At 46.6% G+C, this 14,500-nt stretch carries 8 protein-coding genes and 1 other annotated feature; of the genes, 1 reads left to right on the top strand and 7 read right to left on the bottom strand.

Going from position 1 to position 14,500, the window contains the following annotated elements:
* Positions 1 to 75 precede the first annotated feature (75 nt).
* The 7 genes from KCTCHS21_RS07835 to KCTCHS21_RS07805 form a co-directional block, all read right to left on the bottom strand.
* Complete coding sequence (locus KCTCHS21_RS07835) at positions 76 to 3,723, bottom strand: hypothetical protein (RefSeq protein ID WP_130606541.1); 3,648 nt, start codon at positions 3,721 to 3,723, stop codon at positions 76 to 78.
* Positions 3,724 to 3,853: 130 nt separating this feature from the next.
* Positions 3,854 to 6,301: a phenylalanine--tRNA ligase subunit beta gene (gene pheT / locus KCTCHS21_RS07830; RefSeq protein ID WP_130606539.1), complete on the bottom strand. Its 2,448-nt coding sequence runs from the start codon at positions 6,299 to 6,301 to the stop codon at positions 3,854 to 3,856.
* 103 nt (positions 6,302 to 6,404) lie between these two features.
* Positions 6,405 to 7,439, bottom strand: coding sequence for a phenylalanine--tRNA ligase subunit alpha (gene pheS / locus KCTCHS21_RS07825; protein ID WP_130606537.1), 1,035 nt, complete (start codon positions 7,437 to 7,439; stop codon positions 6,405 to 6,407).
* 48 nt (positions 7,440 to 7,487) lie between these two features.
* Positions 7,488 to 7,759 (bottom strand) — a binding site (T-box leader).
* Positions 7,760 to 7,828: 69 nt separating this feature from the next.
* A complete protein-coding gene (locus KCTCHS21_RS07820; protein WP_130606535.1) occupies positions 7,829 to 8,443 on the bottom strand; it encodes a YcnI family copper-binding membrane protein in 615 nt (204 codons plus the stop codon).
* Positions 8,444 to 8,583: 140 nt separating this feature from the next.
* Positions 8,584 to 9,261 (bottom strand): response regulator, encoded by a 678-nt coding sequence (locus KCTCHS21_RS07815; RefSeq protein WP_130606533.1) that lies wholly within the window; start codon positions 9,259 to 9,261, stop codon positions 8,584 to 8,586.
* Positions 9,258 to 10,112 (bottom strand): sensor histidine kinase, encoded by an 855-nt coding sequence (locus tag KCTCHS21_RS07810; RefSeq protein ID WP_130606531.1) that lies wholly within the window; start codon positions 10,110 to 10,112, stop codon positions 9,258 to 9,260. The genes KCTCHS21_RS07815 and KCTCHS21_RS07810 overlap by 4 nt, the downstream gene beginning before the upstream one ends.
* 318 nt (positions 10,113 to 10,430) lie before the next feature.
* Positions 10,431 to 12,101, bottom strand: coding sequence for a copper resistance CopC/CopD family protein (locus tag KCTCHS21_RS07805; protein ID WP_130606529.1), 1,671 nt, complete (start codon positions 12,099 to 12,101; stop codon positions 10,431 to 10,433).
* Positions 12,102 to 12,257: 156 nt separating this feature from the next.
* On the opposite strand from KCTCHS21_RS07805, the gene KCTCHS21_RS07800 reads away from it, so the two are divergent.
* On the top strand, positions 12,258 to 14,483 hold the full coding sequence (locus tag KCTCHS21_RS07800) for a ribonucleoside-diphosphate reductase subunit alpha (protein ID WP_130606527.1): 2,226 nt from the start codon (positions 12,258 to 12,260) through the stop codon (positions 14,481 to 14,483).
* The last annotated feature ends 17 nt before the right edge of the window (positions 14,484 to 14,500 follow it).

The raw sequence follows: 14,500 nt of genomic DNA, 5'->3' as shown, positions 1-14,500 counted from the left end.
CCTCTATTGACGAATACAGACTCGAAGTCTATATCTGTCATTAGAGGTGCACGGTGTGTTAAATAGATTTTTATATTAGGATTGTTCCAACAGATCAATCCATTCATTGTACTCGACCTGCAGCTTCGCATATTCATTGCTAAGCTCAAAATGCTCCTGTTTAAGCTGTTCAAGCTCAGCTTGCAAACGATCTGCTCGCGTAGCCTGCTCATGAAGCTCTTCCTGCGACGCGGTTAATTCCTCCTCGCGAGATCCAACAGCGGCCGCCTCAGTACGCGCCGCCTCCAATTCGCGCGATGCACGCTGCGCGGCTTCGCGCAAGCCCTTCTCTGCCTGGCTAAGCTCGGCTAGGCGGGCTTCTAATGCCGCCTCACGCTCGGTGGCGGCGTTACCCTCTTGCTGCGCCAACGCGAGACGCGCTTGCAGCTCCTTCATCGAGTCGCTCCACGCTTTCTCCCAGTCGTCCCGCTCGCTAAGCTGGCGGACAAGCTCTTCCCGCTCTAACTCAACTTTATCGCGCACTGATTCAAGCAATTTAAGCCGTTCAGTCGTTTGCGTTTCCACATCTTGCAGCATTTCCTGCTGCTCGATGACAGTCCGCCGCTGATCCTCTGCTTCTCTTGTCCAGTGTGCGACATCGTTTTCTAGCTTTTCTTGTAATTTTTCCCACTCACGACTTCTAGTCTGCCAATCTTCACGCTCTCCAACAAGAGCCCCGAGATTAGATTTCACTGTTTCAAGCTCATCTGTATACATTGCTTCTAAATCTTGAAGCTCCGTTTGTACCTGTTGTAGCTCGAGACTTGATTGGTTTTTCAATGTTTCCATTTCCGCTCGTGTTTTGCTTTCTAATGCATCGAATTGAACTTGCATCTGGCTAATTGTAGATTCGATTTCAATTTTCTTTTTGCTCTCAACCGCTTCAAGCTCAGCTTGTTTCTCGTCTTTCAACAATTCAAGCTCAGCTTGCTTTTTACTTTCCAACGCTTCAAGCTCGTTCTGCTTCTCGATTTCAAGTAGCTCAATTTCTACCTGCTTTTTGCTTTCTAAGGCCTCGAGCTCAGCTTGCTTCTCTTTCTTCAGCAAATCAATTTCTGCCTGCTTTTTGCTTTCTAACGTCTCGAGCTCAATCTGCTTCTCCATTTCCAATAACTCGAGTTCAGACTGCTTCTCTTCTAACAGCGACTTTATTTCGTCCTGCTTTTTGCTATCTAACGCTTCGAGCTCAGCTTGCTTCTCGTTAATTAGCAAATCAATTTCTGCCTGCTTCTTATTCTCCAAAGCCTGAAGCTCAGCTCGCTTCTCGTTTTCCAGCAGTTGAATCTGTGCATGCAGCTTACTTTCTAACGACTCAAACTCGATTTGTTTCTCTATTTCTAAGAGCTCAAGCTCAGCTTGTTTCTCTTCTAACAGCGACTTTATCTCAATCTGCTTCTCTTTGTTCAGCAAATCAATTTCTGCCTGCTTCTTACTCTCCAATGCCTCGAGTTCGGTTTTCTTCTCGTTTTCCAGCAGCTGAATCTGTGCATGCAGCTTACTTTCTAGCGACTCAAACTCTATTTGTTTCTCGATTTCTAACAACTCAAGCTCAGCTTGCTTCTCTTCTTGTAGTGACTTTATCTCTGCCTGCTTCTCAGCCTGCAGCAACTCAATTTCTGCCCGTTTCTTGCTCTCCAGCGCTTCAATCGCAGCCTGCTTCTCGTTTTCCAGCAACTGAATCTGTGCCTGCAGCTTACTTTCTAGCGACTCAAACTCAATTTGTTTCTCTATTTCCAACAACTCAAGTTCAGCTTGCTTCTCTTCTTTCAATGACTCAAGCTCAGCTTGCTTCTCATCTAAGAGCGACTTTATCTCAGTCCGCTTCTCATTCTCCAGCGTATCAATCTCTGCCTGCTTCTCAGCCTGCAGTAAATCAATTTCTTTCTGCTTTTTGCTCTCCAGCGCCTCGAGTGCAGCCTGCTTCTCATTTTTCAGCAGCTGAATCTGTGCCTGCATCTTACTTTCTAACGTCTCGAACTCAATTTGTTTCTCTATTTCTAAGAGCTCAAGCTCAGCTTGCTTCTCTTCTAACAGCGACTTAATCTCGCCCTGCTTCTTGCTCTCCAACGCCTCAATTTCTGCTTGCTTCTCATTCTTCAGCAAACCAATCTCAGCTTGCTTCTCTTCTCTCAACACTTCAAGCTCAGCCTGCTTCTTACCTTCCAAAGCCTGAAGCTCAGTCTTCTTCTCGTTCTCCAGCGCCTCAATCTCAGCCTGTCTCTTATCTTCCAACGCTTGAAGCTCAGCTTGCTTCTCTTCTCTAAGAGCCTCGAGCTCAAGCTGCTTCTCCATTTCCAGCAACTCAACTTCCTCTTGCTGCTTCCGTTCCAGAGTCTGTATTTCCTCTTTCGTCCTGCTCTCCAACGAGTCGAGCTCAGCTTGCATTTTACTTGTTATCGCTTGAATTTCAGCTTCTTTATTATTTTCGAACAATGTGATTTCAGCTATTCTCTTATTCTCAATCGCTTCAATCTCCGCATTCCTTCGACTCTCTAAAGCTTCTATTTCAGCTAATCTACGGCTTTCAGCAGCTTCCATCTCAGTAGCATGCTTCTGCCTTTGTTCTTCAGATTCAACGATGTGAATGCTTAGCAGCTCTTCTAGTTCACTAGAATGCTTCTGTTTCAACGTATCAACTTCCGATGCAAAACCATTCTTAAGCTCCGTCTGCTTGTTAAACCAATCAGCTTTCTCCGTCGCTAATTGGTTAGCAAGTCCAGACACCTCTTCCCGTGCGCTCTCCACATCAAGAGCTGCCTGTGACTTCACGAGCTCGAGCTCTTCTGTTAGCTGTGACTTCACAGCCTCAATATTTTGAGCTGCTTCCGTCTTCAAACGTTGATTGATCTGTCCTGCTTCAGATTTCACCCTTTGAAGCTCTAATGCAGACTGTGCTCTCAGCTCTTCTAGCTGCTGTGCCGATTCTACTTTTATACTCTCATTTTCCTTGGAGGTCAGTGCCTTCACGCTCTCAAGCTCAAGCTCCGCATTAATTTTAGCCTCTTCAAATTCTAGTTCTGCTTTCGCCTTCTCAGCCTCAAGCGCTTTTGCTGCCTTCTCCCTCTCATCCTGAAGCTCGTTCTCCGATTGCTCCTTCACACGATTGAGCTCTTCCGAGGTGTCAGCCCGCAGAGCTTCGAGCTCTTCCTTCCACTGCGACTTCACTAGCTCTAGCTCTTCTGAAGTCCTTGCCTTAGCTTGTACAGACTCAGCCTTCACCTGTTCCAGCTCTTGTAATATCTTCGCTTTAGCTTCTGCAGCTTTCGACTTCAGGTCCTCTAGCTCTTCCTCTGATTGAGCCTTAAGAAACTCCAGCTCATCAACCGCTTCGGCTTTAGCCGAGCTCAGCTCTTCCGCAGCCTGCTGCCTTACTTTAATAAGCTCCTCAGCCGATTCCGCTTTCAATTTTTCCAGCTCTTCAGCCAATCGCTTACGCTCAGTCTCCTCCAGCAATAACCGTTCGCTTTCCCGTCGAAGCCTCATGAGCTCATCGCCCATATTTACAGCTGCAAGAACCGCTAATTTAGGTAAGTCTAATCGAGGTGAACCGCTATTAACTTTGCTCATCTGCTCGTTGACCATAGCGGCAACCCGTTTCATATATTCCGTGCTGGTGTGGCCCGTTAGAGTATATTGCGTTCCGTATATGTCAACGGTCACACGCGTTTTGTCATTAATATCCATAGCGTGATCCCCCCATTGCGTTCGTAGTTAATGTTCCATTTTATAATAATTTGTAGGTAAAAAAAAGCAGCGAACCATCTCAGCCAATCGGCGTCTTGATGTATTCGCTGCCTCCCTTACTGTTTCCTGCCTATTTTCTAAGTTCCGCGCCGAAAGATTGTTCCAGTTGAGTCAAAACTAGGGCATGAGCTTCCGTAACTTCCTCGTCCGTTAATGTGCGGTCTCCGTGACGGTATACAAGGGCCAATGCAACGCTCTTCTTGTCATTGCCAATTCGATCTCCTGTATACACGTCGAACACCTTTACAGACTCCAGTAATGGTCCGCCAGCAGCGGTAATGGCCTCTGTTAATGCACCGCCAGATACGTCTCGATTAACTACGATAGCGATATCTCTTTCCATTGCTGGATATCGAGGCAGCGTACGATATTTGATTTGACTATCTGCATATTCATAAATAGGGGTAAGCTCAATTTCCGCGATATACGTATCCGGAAGATCAAACTCACGCTGCAGCTCCGGATGCAGCTGTCCTACAAAACCTATTGATTCAGTGCCTCTTTCAGTCTGAATCGTAATAGATGCCGTTCTTCCCGGATGGAAGCCCTCAGGCTGAGCTGCTGCATAAGCAATTTTTCCGGACAAACCAAATCTTTCGAAAGCCTTCTCCAAAATGCCTTTAGCATCATAGAAATCAACCGGTTCAGCAGAACGATTCCAGCTAGCTAAACGACGATTCCCGCTAAGCAGTAGCGCCGCACGTGGCTTCTCCTGTGGAAGACGCGTGAGCACAGCTTCATCAGAATGGTATACATTTCCGATTTCGAGTAGCGCCAAGTCATTATTTTTGCGAGTGAGATTATAAGCTGCCGCTTCAAGTAAGCTCGGTAGTAAAGTCGTACGCAGTACACTACGTTCCTCACTCATCGGCATTGCTAAAGCAATTGGCTTCGCCGAGCCGGATAGCTCTTTGAACAAAGTCGTACGCTGAAGAGAAGTAACAGAATAACAAACCGCCTCTTGTAAGCCCGCGCTTGTCATTATTTTTCTCAATTCACGTCGAATCGCTTGCGGCTTCGTTAGAGAACCAGCTGTTGTAGGACCTTCTATAAGAGTGGTCGGAATTTCATCATATCCATGCAAACGAGCTACTTCTTCAACCAAATCGACATCACGGGTAATATCCCCTCTTCGTGATGGTACGGTAACAGTCCAACTGCCGTCTCCGCTAGTATCTGCCTCAAACTGCAAGCGAGAAAGGATCGTCTTGATCTCAAGGGAAGACAGCTCAGTGCCGAGCATTCCGTTAACACGATATAAGGACAGCTCAACTTTAACCGGCTCAACAGTTGAAACCTCAGACTCCACTATACCTTCTGTTACTAAACCGGAAGCATAACGAGCGATCAAGCCTGCAGCACGATCAAGTGCAGCCCTTACTCTAGCTTGATCTACTTCTTTCTCGAATCGTACCGATGCTTCAGACCGCAATCCCAATTGCCGTGATGTGCGACGAACCGTTCCACCTTCAAACTTGGCCGATTCCAAAATAATATCTGTCGTGCTCGCAGTCACTTCAGAATTCGCCCCGCCCATAACACCAGCTAAAGCAATCGCCTTCTCAGCATCCGCGATAACGAGCATTTGTGGCTCAAGCTTGCGCTCTTGGTCGTCCAACGTCACAAGTATTTCGCCTTCTACTGCCTGACGAACCTCTATTTTACCACCAGCAACCTTCGCAGCATCGAATGCATGAAGCGGCTGACCATATTCCAGCATGACATAGTTAGTGATGTCTACGATATTATTGATTGGACGAACTCCCGCAGCAATGAGTCGATTTTGGATCCACTGTGGCGCTTGTCCAATTTGTACACCCTTAATATAACGCGCTGTATAAATGGAGCATAACTCAGTCGCGCTAATTGATACTTTCACGTGGTCGGATGTTAGCTCAGTTGTTGCAAACAGATCCTTACTCGGATCTGGCAGCTCCAACGGAAGTCCAGTCAAGGCTGCAACCTCATAAGCAACGCCCAGCATGCTTAGGCAATCGGAACGGTTAGGCGTCAAATCAAGCTCCAAAATAGAGTCATTCAGCGCAAGCACATCTAAGATGTCTCGTCCGATTTCGGTCTCTTCAGGTAGCACTAATATGCCCTCTTGTTGCTCCTTAGGCAGCAGCTTATCGTTAATACCTAACTCGCGTGCTGAACAAATCATACCTTGAGATTCTACACCGCGTAGCTTCGCTCGCTTAATGTCCAAGCCTCCAGGCAGCTTCGCACCTACCATTGCTACTGGAACCTTCTGTCCCGCATCAATATTCGAAGCCCCACACACGATTTGTAAATCTTCGCCGGTACCTGCATCAATCGTACAAACACTCAGCTTGTCAGCATCAGGATGCTTGTTTCTTGTCTTTACATAACCGACTACAACTCCACTAACACCTGCATTTCTAGACGGTACAGAATCTATTTCGATTCCTCCGCGAGTCATCATTTCCGCCAATTGCTGCGGAGTAATGCCGCTTAAATCGATATAATCGGATAACCACCGATAAGATACGTTCATGGGATACTCCCCTCATTTTCCACAAAGTAATTGCCCTTTACTCCCTAACTGCTTACTCAACTTACTAATTCTCTTTAGTCATACTATCCTGCAATTCATTCACTCAAATCTTAGCGAACTGTGTTAAAAACCTCGTGTCGTTAGCGTAGAAGTGGCGAATATCATCAATGTCGTATTTAAGCAGAGCAATACGCTCCACACCCATTCCAAAGGCAAAGCCAGTCACTTCATTCGGATCGTAGCCGCCGTGCTCAAGAACCTTCGGGTGAACCATGCCACAGCCAAGAATTTCTATCCAGCCTGTATGCTTACACATCCGACAGCCCTTTCCGCTACATTGCGCGCAAGTCACGTCAACCTCTGCACTTGGCTCAGTGAACGGGAAGAAGCTTGGACGAAGACGAATTTCCATTTGCGGTCCATACATCTCACGAACGAATTGCAGCAGCGTACCCTTCAAATCGCTCATCCGAATATTCGGTCCGATTACGAGGCCTTCAATCTGATTAAACATGAACGAATGTGTTGCATCATCATCATCGCGACGGTAAACCTTACCTGGACAAATGATCTTAACTGGTGTTTGACCGTTCATCGCTTTCATCGTGCGAATCTGAACGGGAGACGTGTGCGTGCGAAGCAAAATTTCATCTGTTATATAGAAGGAATCCTGCATATCGCGTGCGGGATGGTTTTTAGGCAGGTTCAGTGCTTCAAAGTTGAAAAAATCGGTTTCTACTTCAGGACCCTCAGCAATGGAGTACCCCATCCCGATAAAAATATCTTCAATTTCTTGAGCGACCTTGTTCAATGGATGAACAGATCCTAAATTCACTGCTTTGCCTGGCAAAGTAACATCAATCGTCTCCGCTTGAAGACGATGCGCAGTCGCAGCGCGATCAAATCCGTCTTGCTTTTCCGCAATGACAGCCTCGATTGCAGCACGAACATCATTACCAACTTGCCCAATAATCGGACGTTCCTCAGCGCTTAATGCTCCCATACCACGCAATATTTCCGTTAGCTGTCCTTTTTTACCCAAATATTGAACGCGAAGATCATTTAAGCTTGCGGCATCCGCCACCTTGTGAAGCTGCTCCAACGCTTCGTGTCGCAGAGCCTCTAATCGTTCTTTCATTCCGATTCTCTCCTTATCGTATTAAAATAGAAAAAGGCCTTCTCTCCCGTAAGGGACGAAAAGACCGTGGTACCACCCTTTGTTGAAATGTCGCTACGGCTCAATTGAGCTGCGAAAGACGTTTACGCGTCATAGACATTCCCGCTTAATACGGCGTAACGGGCCGTCAGCCGGTTCCTTCTACTTATCGGCGTGCCGATCGTTCAAAGGACTGCTCCGGAGCGAACTTCAGCAGCCTATTTTCTTAGGAACGCTCCCAGTCTACGGCGCTCCCTCCCTGAAAGAAGGCACTGCTTACTCTTCTCCATCAATGCATTTCACATTTACAGATCATTATAGGGTAAGCAAAGTGTTCAAGCAAGCCGTATGGCAAAACAAATATATATTCTTTACGCCCGCTTACGGAACAAAGCAATGAGCAGAGCCAATACACCAGCAGCCAAACCTGCAATAGCAAGCGATAATGTTAACGTATCGCGGCTTTCTCCATCATGATCTTTGTCCGTACCAGCACCTGCTGCACCATGACCATCGCCACCGCCAGCAGCTGCTGTTACAGCAGTTACCGAGGCTGGTTTGTCTGCATCAGCAGCGCCAGTCCATTCCACAACTTCGCCGTCTGCGTATGTTTGGTATGCTTTCCACACTAATTCCTTAGCATCGTCAGCCACTTTACCCTGTACGCGGAATTCACCGAATTCAGTTGCGCCAAGTCCGCTTCCTGTTGCTTTCCAAGTGACGCTAACGAATTTATTTTCCGCGCCCTTCTCAATCTCATAAGTCCAATCCGGCTTAGGCTCAATGCGGCTTACAGCAACATTGTCCGGAATAGCAAGTTTTACAGAAGTCGTTGCAGAATCTTTCTCAGATGGAACACGAACCGTGAATACTTGATAGGAGCCTGCCGGAACCTCTTTAGGTTGGACAGTTACGTGTGCGCTGGCCAGACCAGCAAAACCAATCGAGAATAATAAAACAAGAGTGAGCGCCAAGCTTTTTTTCATGGGATATATTCCGACCTTTCTTTTCCAAAGTTTGATGATATCCCCTAGTATAGCTTCTCCTAATAAAAAGCACATGACTCGAAAGAGTCATATGCCTATAGCTTTTGTGACAATCATGCGTCTTCCATCAAGGATTTACACTATTCAGTCTCTACCATTCCCTGTTCGTAGGCATAGCGAGTTAATTGGACCCTGTTATTTAAATGCAGCTTCTGCAAAATGTTCTTCAGGTGGTTTTTAACGGTATGCTCCGACAAGCCCAAGGACACCGCAATGTCCCTGTTTTTTTGCCCACGCGCAACCTCCTGCAAAATCCCCTTCTCCCGTGGAGTCAATCCGTCACTTTCGTGTTCCTTCTCTTTAACGAAGGCCGGTGAGTTCTTCGCCTTTGCATCTGCGAATTCACGCAAAATAGACATAGCCAGCTCCGGATTGAGCGGCGCCTCGTCAAATGCTACCGCGCGAAGATAGTCCCGCCAAGCGGAAGGGTTAAGGTTTTTAAGCAAATACCCCTGCGCCCCCTTCTTGAGTGCCTCGAATAAATGGGAAACGTCATCGGACACAGTTACCATTATTATTTTCACACTTGGGTGCGCGCTTTTTATGATTTTAACGGCTTCAAGTCCACCCATTCCTGGCATATTAATGTCCATTAAAATGAGATCAGGTAACAGCTCGTCCATCAATAGTAGCGCTTCTTCTCCTGTGGCGGCTTCCCCAATGATCAAAAAATCTGGAACAGCGGAAACAATAGTCCGCATCCCTTCCCGTGCGTGACGATGATCGTCGACAAGCAAAATACGAATAGGATCGCTCATGTGCTCTTTCCTCCCAGCTTAAGCAGCTCCACAACTGTATGATCACCGCGGCGTTCAGCGTTGAAGGTCCATCCCATACCGTGTGCGCGGTCTCTTACCATTCTTAAACCGAACCTTCCCGGTGCAAACAACGGATCACCAATGAAGCCTTCTCCATCGTCCTCAACCGCGCATCGAAATCCTCCGGTGTCATCTGGTTCACCAATTACAAATACCCTCGATGCCTTAGCATGCTTTCTAACGTTAAAAAGCGCCTCCCGCAAACAAGCGTGGAGCTCTACCTTTTCTTTGTCAGTCAAGGTTGCATCCGGTATGTTCCAAATAAACTCAGCCTGCGCTTCTGTTATAGCTGCAGTTTCACTAAGCAATTCCTTTAGTGGCACAACCCAAGCAGCAGCTGCCGGTGAAGGGGGAAGACGCAAGCTAGCAATGGCTTGTCGTACATCCTCATGCATGACCCTTACTGTTTCTCTGAGACCCGCTCCTAATTGCTTCACAGGCTCATTCGTTTGGATTTCATCTAATTGATCAAGCTTAACTGCTAGAAGAAACAAGGATTGAGAGATGCCGTCGTGCAATTCTCTAGCGAGCTGTTCACGCTCCTCGAGAGCTGCATTCGTTGACTTTTCATTTTGCAGCGCCTGCTGGGATTGCTCAAGCCGGGAGAACAAGCCTCTAACGAGTGTCAATGTTACGGCCAGCACGATAAAAGGAGCAAGCAAATTACCCAGGTCCATTGATAAATAAGGAAGCAAGAACGCATGCCGCACATATTCCCAAAGTCCGATTGTTAGCGTAGGAATGAGTAAAATAAGCCATTTAATTCGCTGGTCATTCCTTCGATTATCCATATTTCACACCTCTTCCGTGAGGATGATATCCGTATTGCTCTAAAAGCCTTTCTATTATATAAGAATCTGATATTATCATCACGAAAGCAAGGGCTATCTCAATTTTCACTCTCGGCAAACCTGCTCACAGCTCGGCTACGTACAACGTATCCAGAAACAACGGTTGATTAATTAGGGCACTCGCAGCTGGCTGGGGGCGTTAATGTACCGTGCGTTCTCTAATGTTACTTTTTCCGGGTCACTAAATAGAAAAAAAGCAAAAGAAGCTGCACATAATCCTTATGTGACAGCTCCCTCCGCTTCTATATAACTGTGATTTTAGTAAATCCGGTAAGTCGTCTCCTCGACTCTCTCCGTATCCTCGGAGTCTGTCACCCGGATTTGCGCTTTCCATTGTCCTGCGAAAGGAATGTAAGGTCCTTGGGTCTTATATGTGGATTTCGTATAATCAGGAAATGCATCCATTTCCGTATCCTCATAAGGTTCCAGCGGAACATCGATAAAGCCTACGCCTTCTTTGTCGACTGGGAGCATACGAAGCTGTACCTTTTTAGGAATCCCTTCGCCCTTCTGTACGGGTAGCCAGATTTTGAGACTAAATTGATTGTCCCCCGGCGTATTAGGAGAAATCTTGAGCGTTACATGCATTTCAGTGCCCATTTTATGATAGTTCAACTCTTTGTTTGCTGGCAGAGGGGTTTGATAGGTTAACACTCCAACACACAGCACAATAGCTGCTAACAAGCTGACATCAATTTTAATCAAGCTTCCACGGGGGAGGTCTCCTTTTCTCAATCGCAATCGGATCAAGAATGCCGTTATCCCCACAAGAACAGTCAACACAGCCTTCGCCAATAACCATGTCCCCCATGGCGTATAGTACAAATAGTCAAGCGATGGAAGAAAGCTAAGCGTAGATAAAATTCCCGTTACCCACAAAACAACGAACGAGATGAGTGCCCACTTCGAGAAAATGAGCGCAAATCTACCAGCCTCCGGCCTTTCCTTCCTCCAAATAACCAATAACAGCACGAGCCCTGCTCCCCATAGGGCAGCTGCGGCCAAATGTAGGAAATCCAACCCGACCGTATAAGCGATCGGCTCGAACACAGCGGCATGTCCAGACCATGACTCCACGAACAGCGCAACCGCAACCCAGAACAACCTTACCACTACGCCCATTGAAGGGAGTAAAGGCGCCGCTACCGCCAGCAGCAGCTCAGCCAAATACAGCTTCCCGATTGTCGTGTTCATTAATATACGTCCCCACTCGGAAAGCGGCTCCCCCCGCCCCAGGTCCTGAAGACTGAAGAACACGTAAACTAACGTTGCGAGTAATGCAAACTTACCGGCAAGCCCCAATGACCTAGTATGAGCCTCCCGTACAATTGGCGAAGCTTTACGAAGCAAGCTCCACATAGCGAGACCCGCCACCAAGAGAAGACCCGCATAATATAAAATTCTAGCAGTATACAAGAGGAAGGATTGCTGTGTTAGGCCACCCTTTCCTTCATGGGAATGTCCAACCTGCTGATGCGGATCTAACTGGCTCGCATCTGTCAGCGGAGCTGGATTACCTATTGTAAATATATATGCACCAGATATAGGATGCCCATCTGCAGAAATGACAGAATACGAAACCGTATAGTGACCCTCACCCAGCTTAGGAACGGCTACCCGCAATCCTTTGCCTTCATTAATCGTTTCTAGCTTTCCCTTTGCAATATTCCGAGAAGATTCGTTGAGGACTTGAAGCTTAGCTCCCCCGCTGTCCAGCCTCTCATTAAATATGATCTCGACGGATTCCGGACTAACGTCCAATCGAGAATTTGCCGCTGGCTTTGTTTGCTCCAAAGCAGCATGAGCATCAACTCGTCCTATCGCATAGATTATGGAAAATGTGACAATTATGGATATCATCATGATTCTAAATATTTTTCCATGAAAATTAGTCCGCAAATAACGTTGAATCCTATCTGAATATGTCATAAAAACAACCTCCTGCTTCCTCTACCTTCTAATTCCTTCATGATTGGGACTCTTGAACCACTGTGTCATGTCCCCTTGACACTCGCTATATATTGTTATAGTTTCTTCATACGGAAACAATATATTGTGTTACCAATGGACGGAGGGTGTAATAGTTTGAACATAATTAAACGTAATGGTCAAGTGGAAGAGCTTATTTTTTCTAAAATGAAGAAGGTCATCGATTTCGCATGCGTGGGGTATCCCCATTGCGATCCCCTGGAGCTTGAAACGGCTCTTCTACCTCATTTCCGCAACAACATTTCGACAAAAGAAATCCAATCCACACTCATTCGTGTCGCCGTAGAAAAAACTACCGCAGAGGAGCCTGACTGGCAATTTGTTGCAGCTAAGCTTCACGCATACGATTTATATAAAGAAGCTGCAGTGCACCGTAAGTATGGCTATTTTGGATATGGTGATTTCTACTCCCTCATCACTTACCTAACCGACAAAGGCCAATACGGCAAATATATACTTGAGCATTACACCCGCGAAGAAATTCGTGAGCTAGGCAATTATATAGTACCTGAACGAGACTACCTCTTCAACTATATCGGAATTAAGACACTTTCTGACCGCTACACTATTCGTGGACTGCAGGGCGAAACATTGGAGCTACCACAGGAGCTTTTCATGGGAGTTGCCATGCATTTAGCGATGAAGGAGAAGGACAAGCTTCATTGGGCTCGCAAGTTTTACGATGCTCTTAGCTCCTTGCGCATGACCGTTGCAACTCCAACATTGGCTAACGCACGCAAGCCGTTCCATCAATTATCTAGCTGCTTCATTGATACGGTTCCGGACAATTTGTGGGGCATTTACAATACGGACATGAGCTTCGCACAGGTATCTAAATTCGGCGGTGGCATGGGTATCTATGTTGGTAAGGTTAGATCACGTGGATCTGCGATTCGTGGGTACAAAGGTGCCGCCGGGGGAGTAATTCCTTGGATTAAAAACTACAATAATACGGCTATTGCTGTTGACCAGCTTGGAGTCCGCTCTGGTGCGGTTGCCGTTTACCTAGATGTGTGGCATAAGGATATATTCGACTTTCTTAACTTGAAAACAAACAATGGGGACGATCGTATGAAGGCACACGATATTTTCCCAGGTGTCTGCATTCCCGATCTGTTTATGGAAACTGTTAAAGAGCGTGGAACATGGTACTTGTTCGATCCACATGAAATTCGCTCCACGATGGGGTACTCTATAGAAGATTCCTACGGGGACGAATTCGAGCGTCGGTACGCGGAATGTGTCAAGAATCCATCTTTATCGAGGGATGAGGTTCCGGCTATCGATATTATGAAGAAGCTTCTCGCCAGCAGCTTCGAGACGGGAACGCCGTTCGTCTTCTATCGCGACACAGTTAACCGGGCTAACCCTAACAAACATAAAGGTACGATATACTGCTCTAACCTTTGCACAGAAATTTGCCAGAATATGAGCGCAGCCGAGCTGATCTCAGTTACACAAGAAGACGGTATTATTACTTCACAAGTCAAAGCGGGAGATTTCGTCGTCTGTAACCTTTCCTCTATTAACCTAGGCCGTAATCTAACCAAAGAGGAAATCCGCGAGACGGTAACGATTCAAATGCGCATGATGGACAATGTTATCGACTTGAATCACTACCCTAGTGCACAAGCCGAAATTACGAACAAAAAGTATCGTGCCGTCGGTCTCGGCTCCAGCGGTTATCATCAATGGCTTGTCCATCATCAGATTTCTTGGGAGACAGAAGAGCATCTTAAGGCTGCAGATGAGCTATATGAATGGATCAACTATTGTGCAATTAAAGCAAGCATGGAGTTAGCAGCGGAAAAAGGCTCCTATTCTCAATTCGATGGTAGCGAGTGGCAAACGGGTGAATACTTTACACGACGCGATTATGTAAGTAATGAATGGAAGCAGCTACAAGCGGATGTTGCCTCCAAAGGCCTTCGCAATGCTTGGTTATTCGCTATCGCACCTACAGGCTCCACCTCATTAATCAGTGGTTCTACTGCAGGCATCGATCCGATCTTTGCTAAGTACTGGGTTGAGGAGAAGAAGAACGCCATTATTCCTCAAACTGCACCAAATCTTTCTCCGCAGAACACGTGGTTTTATAAGGAAGCTCACCATATTGACCAATTATGGAGCATTAAGGCGGCCGGCCGTCGCCAGCGTCATATTGACCAATCGCAATCATTTAATCTTTATGTTACACCTACAATCAGCGCCAAGGAATTTCTCGATCTGTACATGGCCGCATGGGAAAATGGTCTTAAAACCGTCTACTATTGCCGTAACCAAAGCCTTGAGGTTGAGGACTGCGTGAGCTGCTCGTCATAACTTACATTTTCAACAAT

Origin of the sequence: Cohnella abietis, from assembly GCF_004295585.1 — a bacterium.
GTDB lineage: Bacteria > Bacillota > Bacilli > Paenibacillales > Paenibacillaceae > Cohnella > Cohnella abietis.
Note: the sequence above shows the minus strand (reverse complement) of the source record. Positions and strands in the feature narration are given on the sequence as shown.

What these genes read in the sequence shown, in the direction of transcription:
- KCTCHS21_RS07835 (WP_130606541.1), bottom strand. Translation starts at nt 3,723, where the DNA reads ATGGATATTAATGACAAAACGCGTGTGACCGTTGACATATACGGAACG.
- pheT (WP_130606539.1), bottom strand. Translation starts at nt 6,301, where the DNA reads ATGAACGTATCTTATCGGTGGTTATCCGATTATATCGATTTAAGCGGC.
- pheS (WP_130606537.1), bottom strand. Translation starts at nt 7,439, where the DNA reads ATGAAAGAACGATTAGAGGCTCTGCGACACGAAGCGTTGGAGCAGCTT.
- KCTCHS21_RS07820 (WP_130606535.1), bottom strand. Translation starts at nt 8,443, where the DNA reads ATGAAAAAAAGCTTGGCGCTCACTCTTGTTTTATTATTCTCGATTGGT.
- KCTCHS21_RS07815 (WP_130606533.1), bottom strand. Translation starts at nt 9,261, where the DNA reads ATGAGCGATCCTATTCGTATTTTGCTTGTCGACGATCATCGTCACGCA.
- KCTCHS21_RS07810 (WP_130606531.1), bottom strand. Translation starts at nt 10,112, where the DNA reads ATGGATAATCGAAGGAATGACCAGCGAATTAAATGGCTTATTTTACTC.
- KCTCHS21_RS07805 (WP_130606529.1), bottom strand. Translation starts at nt 12,101, where the DNA reads ATGACATATTCAGATAGGATTCAACGTTATTTGCGGACTAATTTTCAT.